The organism is Halomonas beimenensis (assembly GCF_002549795.1).
In the GTDB taxonomy this organism is placed as follows: domain Bacteria; phylum Pseudomonadota; class Gammaproteobacteria; order Pseudomonadales; family Halomonadaceae; genus Halomonas; species Halomonas beimenensis.
Window position 1 is genome coordinate 3,316,521 of the sequence record NZ_CP021435.1, and the last position, 11,500, is coordinate 3,328,020.

Genomic DNA, 11,500 nt, shown 5'->3' on the forward strand with positions numbered 1-11,500 from the left:
CACCGGTCCGCCCGTCACGGTGGTCGTGTCATGGCATCGCCAGCGGAGGGAGGCGCGGAGAGCTCGGCATCCACCCAGTCGACGATGCGCCTGAGCAGGGTACTGTCGGCATGGCGCATCTCGACCGCGTAGCCGTGGCTTTCCCGGGTCACCGTCGGTCCCAGCGGGATCAGCCGCCCCTCGCCCAGCAGGCCATCGACCAGCGGCGACCAGCCCAGGGCGATGCCTTCCCCGGCCTCGGCGGCGGCGATCAACAGCGGGTAATTGTTGTAGGAGAACAGCCGACCGGGCTCGACATGGGCATGGCCGGCCAGCGAACTCCAGCGTCGCCAATCCATCCAGCGCGGGTTGCGCCGGTCCATGTGCAACAGGGGCAAGGCCGACCACGTCGAAGGCGGGGCATCGACACTCAGGCCATGACGCTCGGCGAAGGACGGGCTGCAGACGGGGAAGACGCGCTCGGCATGGAAGCGGTCGACGCCCCCGACGCGCTCGTCGAACTGGATGCTGATGTCGGCGACCCGGACGGTCGGTTCATCGCGCCGATCAACAGCGACGACCTCGAGCTCGGCTCCCTCGACCCATGCCTCCAGGCGCGCGAGACGCGGCAGCAGCCACAGATGCGCGAAGCCGAAATCGGCCGTGATCAGCACCCGGGGGCGGGGGGAAGCGGCACGGCGACGCAACGCCTCGATGGACCCTTCGAGGGTCTTCAGGGCAGGGGCGATCTCGTCATAGAAACGCAGCCCCTCACGGGTCGGACGCAATCCGCCGCCGCCCCGGTCGAAGAGGATCTGCCCCACCGATTCCTCGAGGCCACGGATGCGCTGCGAGATCGCCGGCTGGGTAGTGGACAGCGCCCTGGCGGCCGCCGAGAGCGAGCCTAGCCGCACCGCCGCCTCGAAGGCCACGAGCGCCTTGAGAGTCGGCAGTCCCTCCCGGAAGCCTTCAGCCATAAGGTGGCCCGATGAGTCGCATAAGGTGCCGCCTCCTTCCCGTCGTCGTGGCCATCCCTAGACTGGTGTTCATCCCATCTTCCCGAGCGAGAGCCAGCATGATGTCGAACCCGAGCTTCCAGGTCCAGGCCCATCCCCCCCGGGTCTTCGTGGTCGATGCCGGACGGCGAATCGAGCTACCCGCCCTGTGGCTGCGCGAACGTTGCCAGGATGCCGAGAGCCTGGATGCGGTGACCCAACAGCGTCTGTTCAATCCTCATGCCCTCGAGGAGGACCTGGGGCTGATCGCCGCCGAGCCCCTGGACGAGGGGCGTGCCCGGTTGTCGTTCAGCGACGGCCATCGAGGAGACTATGACTTCACGCGCCTGGCCGCCGAGTTCGACCCCGACGACGGACTACCGACGCCACTCCCCTGGGATGCCGGCGTCGATCGCACGGCCTTCACCTTCGACTGGGAGCGGATGGGGGATCCAGATCGCTTTCAGGCCTCCCTCGAGGCCTTTCTTCGCTACGGGGTACTCGTCCTCGAGAAGGTTCCCACGACGGGCGGCACCCTCGTCGAGGTCGGCGAGACCTATGGCCGGGTGCGCTCGACCAACTTCGGCCGGTACTTCGAGGTCCTCTCTCGTCCCGGGTCCAACGACCTGGCCTATCGACCGGTGCCCCTGGCCCCGCATACCGACAATCCCTACCGGAATCCGGTGCCGGGCATCCAGCTGCTGCACTGCCTGCGCAATGAAACGTCCGGCGGCCTCTCCACCCTGGTCGACAGCCTCACCGTCGCCGAGCGGCTGCGGGCCGAGGATCCCGAGGGCTACCGCCTGCTGGCCAGCACCCCCGTCCGCTTCCGCTTCGTCGACGATGAGGTAGAGCTCATCGAGCGCCGCCCCATGATTCACCTTGATGCAAGGGGTCGCCTGACGGGCGTGCACTACAGCCCCCGGCTGGACGCCCTGCCACTGATGGACGAGGCCCGCATCCGGGCGTTTCATCGCGCCCGCCGCCGCCTCGGCGAGCTGTTCGCCGACCCGAGCTACCGGATCGCCTTCGCGCTGCGCGAAGGCGAGCTGATGATGTTCGACAACAACCGCGTGCTGCATGGACGCACCGCCTACGATCCGAACGAGGGGCTGCGCCACCTGCAGGGCTGCTACATCGACCGGGACGGCCCTGCCGGGCGGTATCGCGCCCTGACCCCTTGATCCCCTTGCACCGCTTTACAGGAGACCATCCGCGATGGCCAACGACGACACCCCACGGGTGAGCTTCACCCGCATGAAGGACGGCACCCGAGAGGACTACCAACTGCTGGGACGGCTGGAGGAGGCCTACGTCGAGGGGCTCCCCGAGCGCATCCTCGCCGCCCTGCGGGGACTGGAGCACACCCTGAGCGGGTATCGGGTCTCGCGTCTCGAGCATGTGCTGCAGTCCGCCAGCCGTGCCGAGGACGATGGCGAGGAGGAGGAGATGATCGTCGCGGCGCTGATCCACGACCTGGGCGACGACCTGGCGCCGCACAACCATTCCCAGTATGCCGCCTCGATCATCCGCCCCTATGTCAGCGCCCGGGTCGCCTGGGTGATCGAACACCATGGCCTGTTCCAGAACTACTACTATATCCACCACTTCGGCGGTGATCCGCTGGAGCGCGACCGGTATCGGGATCATCCCTGGTATCAGGACTGCGTGGACTTCTGCGAGCGCTGGGACCAGGCCTCCTTCGACCCTGACTACCCCACCCGGCCCCTCGAGCATTTCGCGCCAATGGTGCGGCGCATCTTCTCCCGTCCGCCCTTCGATCCCGGGATCATCGGCGAGGCCCCGACGAGCACGCCTGATCGCCCGAAGGGGGGCTAGCTGTGTAAACCCACCAGGTTGTTCACGGAAAGGCCTAACCGGTGAACCGGAGAGCAGTAATCCAAACTGGCATGCGGCCGATGCCAGTTGTACTGGTGCAGCCAGGCCGGCAGATGTTGCCGGCGCTGCTCCGAGCTCTCGTAGGACCGCGCATAGGCCCATTCGCGAAGGGCGGTTTGAATAAACCGCTCTGCCTTGCCATTGGTGCGTGGGGTATAAGGGCGAGTGCGCTTGTGCGTTAGCCCCAGGCGCCGGCACAGGCGCTGGAATGCCTTGGATTTGTAACAGGCGCCGTTGTCGGTCAGGACACGGGCGAAGCGAACCCCGAGCCGCCGGTAATAACGCATCGCGTCCAGCAGCGCGTAACACGCGCTCCAACCGGTTTCATTGGGATAGAGGGTGCCGAAGGCCACCCGTGAGTGATCGTCGATAGCGATATGGACATACTCCCACCCCGCGCCGGGCGTGTTCTGCTGGCGATCGCCCGTCACCCGATGGCCCGGGCGTTCGAAACGTCCCAACTTCTTGATATCCAAGTGCAGGAGATCCCCTGGCGCGTCATGTTCATAGCGGTTATCAGGCCTTGCCGGTGACAGCAAGGCCAGCCGGTTCAGCCCCTTGCGCTTGAGGATCCGCGCCACCGTGCTCTGCCCGATGCCCAGCGCCCGGGCGATCTGGCGATAGGTCTGACGCTGCTGACGACGTTCGATGACCTGCTCCACGGTGGCGGCATCGGTGGCACAAGGGCTCCGCCCCGGGCGCGACGAGCGGTCTTGAAGCCCCGGGAGGCCTTCTTCGCGGAACCGGCGGACCCACTTGTAGACCGTTCTCACACTGACGCCCTGAGCTTGAGCCACTTCCCTTGGCCGTATCCCTTCATCGATGACACGACGTGCCAGCAGGGCTCGACCATGTGGGGTAAGACGGGCATTCTGGTGAGTGTTCATCCGGACCTCCTGGAGCGATTGGTTGGTTCGCATCTCCAGTCTTCCGGGTAGGTTCCGGATGAACAACCTACCGAGAGATCACAGCTAGCCCTCTTCCTCGTCGTCGGCCAGGTCACGGCCGAAGGCCCGCCATTGGGCCAGGGTCATCACCTCGGTGGTCTCGGTGCGCAGGTCGTGGGCGATGATCAGCTCGCCCCGCTCCAGCTGGCGCTTCAGCTCGGCGACCCACCCCGCCATGCCGGCGCCGGTGTCGGTGGTATCATAGCCCTGGCGGGTGACGAAGGCCTCGAGCAGGCCGTCCAGGGTGTCTGCCGGCAGCATCCGGTAGGGCACCTCGATAAAGCGGTCGCCGCTCATGCGCCGATCTCCTCGCCGTTCTCCCAGGCGGCCAGCCGCTCGAGGAAGGTGGCCTCGTCGATCACCTCCACGCCGAGCTGCTCGGCCTTGGTCAGCTTGCTGCCGGCGGCCTCCCCGGCCACCAGGCAGGCGGTCTTCTTCGACACGCTGCCCGACACCTTGGCGCCCAGCGCCTGGAGCCGGGCCTTGCCCTCGTCCCGGGTCATGGTGTCGAGGGTACCGGTGAGCACCCAGGTCTGGCCCTCCAGCGGCGTCGGCCCGGCTTCCACCTCGGTCTCCTCCCAGTGCACCCCGGCGTCGATCAGGGCCTGGATGGTCTCGCGGTTATGGGGCTGCCGGAAGAAGGTGTGCACATGGGCGGCGACGATGGGGCCCACGTCCTCCACCGCCTCCAGGGCCTCGCGATCGGCGGCCATCAGCGCCTCCAGGCTGCCGAAATGCCGCGCCAGGTTGGCGGCGGTGGCCTCGCCGACCTCGCGAATGCCCAGGGCGAAGATGAAGCGTGGCAGGGTGGTGGCCTTGGCCTTCTCCAGCGCCGCCACCAGGTTCTCGGAGGATTTCTGGCCCATGCGCGGGAGTTCGGCCAGGTCCTCGGCGGCCAGGCCGAAGAGATCCGCCGGCGACTTCACCCAGTCGCGCTCCACCAGCTGGTCGATCAGTTTCTCGCCCAGGCCATCGATGTCGAGAGCCCGACGCGAGGCGAAGTGCTTCAGGGCCTCCTTGCGCTGGGCGGCGCAGTAGAGGCCCCCGGAGCAGCGCGCCACGGCCTCGCCCTCCAGGCGCTCGATCTGGGAGTCGCACACCGGACAGCGCTCCGGAAAGACGATCTCCCGGGCATCGTCGGGGCGATCCTCCCGCTGGACGCGCACCACCTGGGGGATGACGTCGCCGGCCCGGCGGATGGCCACGGTATCGCCGATCATCACGCCCAGCCGGGCGATCTCGTCGGCGTTGTGCAGGGTGGCGTTGGAGACGGTGACCCCGGCCACCGACACCGGCTCGAGGCGGGCCACCGGGGTGATGGCGCCGGTGCGGCCCACCTGGAATTCCACGTCGTTGAGCCGGGTGGTCTGCTCCTGGGCCGGGAACTTGAAGGCGATGGCCCAGCGCGGCGCCCGGGCCACGAAGCCCAGCTCGCGCTGCCGGCGCAGGTCGTCGACCTTGATCACCACGCCGTCGATGTCGTAGCCGAGGCCATCGCGCTTCTCGCCGAGCCGCCGGCAGTAGTCGATCACGCCCCGGGCGCCCTCGACCACCTCGAGCTCGCGGCTGCTGCGGAAGCCGAGGTCGGCGAGCCGCGCCATCAGTTCGCTGTGGCTGGCGTCACCGGCGTCGGGCTCGATGCGCGCCACCTGGTAGGCGCTGAACTCCAGGGGCCGCCGGGCGGTGATGCGCGGGTCGAGCTGGCGCAGGCTGCCGGCGGCGGCGTTGCGGGGGTTAGCGAAGACCTTGCTGCCCTCCTCCCGGGCCCGCTCGTTCAGGTCCTCGAAGCCCTCGTGACTCATGATCACCTCGCCGCGCACCTCGAGCAGTTCGGGAGGACGATTCCCTCGCAGCTTCAGGGGGATGGAGCGCAGGGTCCGCAGGTTGGAGGTGATGCCCTCGCCGGTCCGGCCGTCGCCGCGGGTGACCCCGGTGGTCAGCTCGCCGTGCTCGTAGACCAGGGAGACGGCGGCCCCGTCGAGCTTGGGTTCGCAGCAGAAGGCGATGCCCTCGGGATCGGCCTCCAGCCGCTCGGCCACCCGCCGCACGAAGGCCGACAGCTCCTCCTCGTCGAAGGCGTTGTCCAGCGACAGCATGGGCACCGCATGTTCCACCTCGGGGAATCCCTCGGCGGGGGCGGCCCCCACCCGCTGGGTGGGCGAGTCCGGCGTCACGAGCTCGGGGTATTCTGCCTCGATCTCCTGCAGGCGGCGCAGCCGACGGTCGTAGTCGGCGTCGGTCATGCGTGGCGCGTCCAGCACGTAGTAGCGGTAGTTGGCGTCCTCGAGTTCGGCGCGCAGGCGCGCCGCCTCGTCACGGGTATCCTGATCGGGCTGGGTCATGTCTTCCGTGTCTCGATCTAAAGCGAAGGCGTCGAAGCTCGAAGCCGGCATGATCGCCTAGCTTACCAAAGCAGCAACCCCCGTGGGGTGAGCCCACGGGGGTTGTCTTCCAGCTTCCGGCTTCTCGCTTCCGGCTTTAGTTTACCTGATAGCGGTGGAGCCTGTGCCGGCGCTCGAACTCCTGGACACGCTGGCGGGCGAACTCCACGGTCTGGGCGGTCATGACGCTCATGTTCTCGTCCTTCAGCTCGCCGCCCAGATGCCGCACGATGACCATGGCGGTCTCGACCATGGCCTCGAATGCCGCGGCGGTGTCCTCGGCGCCCGGCAGCGGCATCAGCAGGGTGATGCCCGGGGTGCGGAAGTCGTCCATGGCCTCGATGGGGAAGGTCCCGGGCTTGACCACGTTGACCATGGAGAACTGCAGGCGGCTCTCCGGGTCTTCGGTCTCGAAGCGGTGGAAGATGCCCATGTCGCGACCATAGCGCAGGCCGCAGGCCAGCATCAGGTCCAGCAGGGCGGTACCGGAGAAGCCCTCCTCCTCGCGGGACATGACGCTGATGACGATGAGTTCCTCGGCCTCGCTCAGGGTATCGCGGGCATGGCCGGCGTCGACGTCATGGCGCAGGGCCTTCTCGAGCACGGGGTGCGTCCGCACGACCTCGTCGTCGTCACGGGCGTCGGCCTCGGGGGAGGCGGCGGTCTCGGGATCCGGCGCGACCGTCCGCCGCGAGGGCGTGAACAAGGGGTCGTCGGCGTCGATGGCGGCTTCCTGGCGCGCGCGGGATGCCTCGCGGGCCTGGTCCTCGGCCAGGCGGCGCTCCGCGGCCGCCGCTTCCTCTCGCTGGCGCGCCGCTTCTTCGCGCCGGGCCTTCTCGGCCTGCTCCTGCTCGCGCCGGGCACGCTTCTGGTCGCGACGCTCGGCGAGGCTCTTCTGCAGGGAGGCGCCGAGCTTCTGGACCGAGGATCCGACGCGTCGGGATCCGCTCTTGAGCGAGTCCCCCATGCCTTCCAGGTCGACCAGGCGATAGTCCTGCTCGTCGTAGCCGTCGTGATCCGCCGGATCGGCGACCAGGGGCTCCGGCTTGGCCGCATCGTCTCGGGGGGCGGCCTCGTCGGACGCATCGAGCGCCGGTTCACGACGCTCGGCTTCCGCCTGGCCTCGATTCGGGGACTCGCGTTCGTCGGCCGGTGGGTGCGATACCGTCTCGGCCTCCTCCTCGGGCGCGGAGGCAGCCGGCGCCGGGGCCGCCTTGTCCTCTTGCCGGGCGGGAGTCGGGGCCGGCTCGACCGGTGTCGGCTCGACGTGCTGGCGACGGAATTCGGACAATACCCTCGAGGGGCCGGGATGGTCCTGGCGCTGGAGCTTGGGCTTGGGGGTCACGCCCCCGTCTTCCGCGGGCCTGACGACTCGCGCCCCTCCATTGGGCAGTTCCCAGTTGATTTCGGCCTCGCGGGCCGCCTCTTCGGGGTCCTGGACGGGGCCCGAGGCGTCGTGTTCGGCCTGGTCGAGGCGCGGAACACGGCGCTGGCGCTGCAGGCGACGCACACCGTCGATGACGATCAAGGTCACCAGCGCCAGCCCCAGAATGATCAGCCACTCTCTAAGTTCCATGGGTCGTCATGCCTTCATGCTAAGGCGCCATGCCTGATGGTTGTTCGACATCAGCATAGCGCGATTGCCCAAAAAAGGACCAGATTTTTACTTGTCAAGCCCGATAAAAATTCAACGAGGCTCGACCGGCCCTGCGCAATCGCCCTGCGTGAAACCCTGTGCGTCCTTGCAATGCATCATCATGGTATTCCTTGTTACTCCTTTTCCCCCCCGCGTTCAAGCCTTTCAGGCCTCGGCCAGCGCCGCCGCTTCCTCGACGCCCACCGCCACCAGGCGTGACACCCCGGGCTCCTGCATGGTGACCCCCATGAGCCTTTCCGAGGCCTCCATGGCGATCTTGTTGTGGGTGATGTAGATGAACTGGACCGAGTCCGACATCTCCTTCACGAGCTTGGCATAGCGTCCCACATTGGCATCATCCAGGGGCGCATCCACCTCGTCGAGCATGCAGAAGGGGGCCGGATTGAGCTGGAAGATCGCGAACACCATCGACAGCGCGGTCAACGCCTTCTCCCCTCCCGAGAGGAGGTGAATGGTGCTGTTCTTCTTGCCGGGTGGACGCGCCATGATGGCCACCCCGGTCTCGAGCAAATCGTCGCCGGTCAGCGTCAACCATGCGGTCCCGCCGCCGAAGACCTTGGGAAAAAGCGTCTGCAGGCCGGCGTTCACTCGCTCGAAGGTGTCGCGGAATCGGGTGCGGGTTTCCTGGTCGATACGACGGATCGCCCGGTCGAGCGTCTCCAGGGCCTCGGTCAGTTCGGCGTGCTGGGCCTCCAGGTAGTCGCGCCGCTCGGCCTGCTGGTCGTATTCCTCGATGGCCGCCAGGTTGATGGCGCCCAGCCGGCGGATGCGCTCGCCGACCTCCTCGAGACGGGTCTCCCAGGCCGACTCGGTGGCATTGGGATCCAGCCCCTCGGCCAGGGCGCCCGCGTCGTGGCCCAGTTCCCGGAGCTGCTCGTCCTGGGTCTCGGCCTTGAGCGCCAGGGCCTGGACCTGCATGCGCGCCTCCTGGAGGCGCTCGCGGATGCCCTCGAGCTGGCGCTCGTGGGCCTGGCGGGCCTGCTCGTCCTCGCGCAGCCGCTCCACCAGGCCGGCGGCCCGGGAGCGCGCCTCGTTCAGCTCACGCTCCTCGCGCTCGCGACGATGCAGCAGCTCCTCCAGGCGATCGCGGCGTTCCTCGTCGGGTTCCTGCAGGGCCTCGCGGGCCTCCTCGAGCTCGGCGCAGCGCTGTGCGAGACGCTCGCGGGCCTCGCCGGAACGCCCCTGCTGCTCGGCCAGGCCGGCCCGCTCGGTGGTCAGGCGCTGGTGTTCCAGGGCCAGGCGCTGGGCCTGCTCGGCCAGGGGCCGTTGCTGGCTGCGCAGCTGGGTCAGCCGCTCCCGGGCCTCCTGCCGAGCCCGCTCCAGGCGCTCGCGGGTCTCGGCGCCCTCCTCCAGCCGGGCCATGGCGGCCTGCCAGTGCTCGCGGGTCTGCTCGATGGCCAGCCGGGTCTCCTCGGCGGACTCGGCCAGCCCCTCGAGTTCCTCGGCGAGCTCCCCGGCCCGCCCCTGGAGATGCTCGAGACGACTGGCCAGGCCGCTGTCCTGGACCGCCAGCTGCTGGCGCTGCTGCTCCAGGTCGCGCTCTTCCAGGCGCACCGTCTCCAGGCCTTGCTCGGCCCGCTCGACGCGTTCGGCCGCCTCGGCCAGCCGTGCCTCCTGCTCCTCGAGGCGGGCTTCCACGGCACCGAGTTCCTCTCGCACCTCCGCCTCCCGGCGGCGGCTCACCAGCAGGGCGTCGGGGCCCTCGTCCTGGCCCCGGTGTCGCGCCCAGCCGTCGCCGACCCAGAGACCGCAGGCGGTGATCAGGCTCTCCCCGGCGGTCAGGGACTCGCGCTCGGCCCAGGCCTGCTCGCGGCTCGCCACGCAGCGCACCCCGGCGAGCCACTGGGCGGCGGCGCCGGCGCCCGAGACCTTGGCGGCCAGGCTGTCGAGCGGCGACTCGCGCTCGTCGGCCTCCAGCAGGCCCAGCTCGGGCGCCAGGGCCGGCGCCAGCAGTCGCGCGCCATCGGCCAGGGGGGCGAGGCGGGCGCGCAGCCAGGGCGCCAGCACCCAGGAGACGACCTCCTCCCAGCCGGCCTCCACCTCGAGGCACTCGCCGAGCCGCGGGGCCTCGCCGAGGCCCTGCTCGGCCAGGTGATCGTCCAGGCTCTCGTCGTGATCGGCCAGGGCCGCCTGGATCAGCGCCTCCAGCGAGGCCAGCTCGCCCTGGAGGGTGCTGCGCCGCTGCCGGTCGGCCTCGCGGGCCACCTCGGCCTCGCGAACGGCCTCGCGTGCGGCATCGCGGCCGACCTGCCACTGCTCGCGTCGCGCCTCGCTCTCCGCCAGGCGCTCGTCCAGTTCCGCGAGGCGTTCGGCGACCTCGTCGCGCTGGGCCTGGAGGCCGGCGATGTCGGGCAGTTCCTCGCGCTGCTGGCGACGCTTGCCGACGTCGGCCTCGATGCGCTCGAGCCGGGCCTCCTGCTCGCGCAGGCGATCCTGGGCGCGCTCGGCCTCCCGACTGTCGGCCTGCCAGGTCTCCCCGAAGGCCTCCCAGTCGGCGTCGGCCTGCTCGGCGAGAGGCTCGGCCTCCTCCAGGGCGGCCTCCAGCTCGGCGAGTCGCTCGGCCACCTCTTCCTGTTCGGGCCCCAGGGTCTCGAGCCGGTCGTCGAGGCCGGCGAGTCGCTCGCCGTCGTCCTCGCCGAGCCGTTCGATGTCGGCGAGTTCCCGGCGAGCCGCCTCCAGGTCCCGGGCCAGCTGCTGGTCCCGGGAGCGGGTGTGCTCGAGGTCCTGCTCGAGACGGGCGATGGCGGTGGTGGTCTCGTGGAAACGGTGCTGATAGCCCTCGAGCTCCGTGGCCAGCCGGTCGTGCTCGGCGCGGGCCTCCTCCAGGCGGGTCTCGCACTGGCGCAGTCCCAGCACCTCGCGTTCCACGGCGGTCTCGAGGTCGCGGACGCGAGTCTCCTCCTCCTCCTGGCTGGCCTTCAGGGCGCGACCGCGCAGCAGCGCCAGCTCGCCCTTGAGCCGGTATTCCTCCTGCTTGAGGGTCTGATAGCGGCGGGCCGCGTCGGCCTGGCGCTTGAGGCGCTCGAGCTGCTTGTCGAGCTCCTCGCGGATGTCCTCCAGGCGCTCCAGGTTCTCCTGGGTGCGGCGCATGCGGTTCTCGGTCTCGCGACGGCGCTCCTTGTACTTGGAGATGCCGGCGGCCTCCTCGAGGGTGGCACGCAGCTCCTCGGGCCGGGACTCGATCAGCCGCGAGATCATCCCCTGGCCGATGATGGCATAGGAGCGCGGCCCCAGGCCGGTACCGAGGAAGAGATCCGAGATGTCCCGGCGGCGGCACTTCTGGCCGTTGAAGAAGTAGGTGGACTGCCCTTCCCGGGTGACCTGGCGCTTGACCGAGATCTCGGCGTACTGGGCATAGGGGCCGCCCATGGTGCCGTCACGGTTGTCGAAGTGCAGCTCGATCGAGGCCTGCCCCACCGGCTTGCGGCCGGTGGAGCCATTGAAGATGACGTCGGCCATCGACTCGCCGCGCAGGGTCTTGGCGGAGGATTCCCCCATGACCCAGCGCACGGCGTCGATGATGTTGGACTTCCCGCAGCCGTTGGGCCCGACGATGGCGGTCATGTTGCCGTCGAAGGGCACGGTGATCGGATCGACGAAGGACTTGAACCCCGCCAGGCGAATCGACTTCAGGCGCATGGC

8 protein-coding genes are annotated in these 11,500 nt (G+C 69.2%); 2 read left to right on the forward strand and 6 right to left on the reverse strand.

The genetic code is table 11. The features are described from left to right. Window positions 1-14: 14 nt before the first annotated feature. Window positions 15-956 carry a LysR family transcriptional regulator gene (locus tag BEI_RS15415; protein ID WP_097790353.1) on the reverse strand — a complete coding sequence of 314 codons (942 nt, stop codon included), beginning with the start codon at window positions 954-956 and terminating at the stop codon, window positions 15-17. A 98-nt stretch (window positions 957-1,054) separates the two neighbouring features. Between BEI_RS15415 and BEI_RS15420 the strand changes: the two genes are divergently transcribed. Next, entirely contained in the window at window positions 1,055-2,158 is a 1,104-nt protein-coding gene (locus BEI_RS15420) for a TauD/TfdA family dioxygenase (RefSeq protein ID WP_193765124.1), read from the forward strand. Between the two features lie 34 nt (window positions 2,159-2,192). Continuing rightward, window positions 2,193-2,813, forward strand: coding sequence for an HD domain-containing protein (locus tag BEI_RS15425; RefSeq protein WP_227644501.1), 621 nt, complete (start codon window positions 2,193-2,195; stop codon window positions 2,811-2,813). On the opposite strand, the gene BEI_RS15430 is transcribed toward BEI_RS15425, so the two are convergent. The 5 genes from BEI_RS15430 to smc all read right to left on the reverse strand — a co-directional run bounded on the left by BEI_RS15430 (window position 2,810) and on the right by smc (window position 11,497). Beyond that, entirely contained in the window at window positions 2,810-3,760 is a 951-nt protein-coding gene (locus tag BEI_RS15430; RefSeq protein ID WP_097787822.1) for an IS481 family transposase, read from the reverse strand. The two genes, BEI_RS15425 and BEI_RS15430, sit on opposite strands and share 4 nt — an antisense overlap. An 84-nt stretch (window positions 3,761-3,844) precedes the next feature. Continuing rightward, complete coding sequence (locus BEI_RS15435) at window positions 3,845-4,117, reverse strand: YheU family protein (protein ID WP_097790354.1); 273 nt, start codon at window positions 4,115-4,117, stop codon at window positions 3,845-3,847. Then, a complete protein-coding gene (gene ligA, locus BEI_RS15440; RefSeq protein ID WP_097790355.1) occupies window positions 4,114-6,162 on the reverse strand; it encodes an NAD-dependent DNA ligase LigA in 2,049 nt (682 codons plus the stop codon). The genes BEI_RS15435 and ligA overlap by 4 nt, the downstream gene beginning before the upstream one ends. 136 nt (window positions 6,163-6,298) lie before the next feature. After that, window positions 6,299-7,777, reverse strand: coding sequence for a cell division protein ZipA (zipA, locus tag BEI_RS15445; RefSeq protein ID WP_097790356.1), 1,479 nt, complete (start codon window positions 7,775-7,777; stop codon window positions 6,299-6,301). Window positions 7,778-8,002: 225 nt separating this feature from the next. Further along, window positions 8,003-11,497 (reverse strand): chromosome segregation protein SMC, encoded by a 3,495-nt coding sequence (gene smc, locus BEI_RS15450; protein WP_097790357.1) that lies wholly within the window; start codon window positions 11,495-11,497, stop codon window positions 8,003-8,005. Between the last annotated feature and the right edge of the window lie 3 nt (window positions 11,498-11,500).

What these genes read in the sequence shown, in the direction of transcription:
- BEI_RS15415 (WP_097790353.1), bottom strand. Translation starts at nt 956, where the DNA reads ATGGCTGAAGGCTTCCGGGAGGGACTGCCGACTCTCAAGGCGCTCGTG.
- BEI_RS15425 (WP_227644501.1), top strand. Translation starts at nt 2,193, where the DNA reads ATGGCCAACGACGACACCCCACGGGTGAGCTTCACCCGCATGAAGGAC.
- ligA (WP_097790355.1), bottom strand. Translation starts at nt 6,162, where the DNA reads ATGACCCAGCCCGATCAGGATACCCGTGACGAGGCGGCGCGCCTGCGC.
- BEI_RS15435 (WP_097790354.1), bottom strand. Translation starts at nt 4,117, where the DNA reads ATGAGCGGCGACCGCTTTATCGAGGTGCCCTACCGGATGCTGCCGGCA.
- BEI_RS15430 (WP_097787822.1), bottom strand. Translation starts at nt 3,760, where the DNA reads ATGAACACTCACCAGAATGCCCGTCTTACCCCACATGGTCGAGCCCTG.
- zipA (WP_097790356.1), bottom strand. Translation starts at nt 7,777, where the DNA reads ATGGAACTTAGAGAGTGGCTGATCATTCTGGGGCTGGCGCTGGTGACC.
- smc (WP_097790357.1), bottom strand. Translation starts at nt 11,497, where the DNA reads ATGCGCCTGAAGTCGATTCGCCTGGCGGGGTTCAAGTCCTTCGTCGAT.
- BEI_RS15420 (WP_193765124.1), top strand. Translation starts at nt 1,055, where the DNA reads ATGATGTCGAACCCGAGCTTCCAGGTCCAGGCCCATCCCCCCCGGGTC.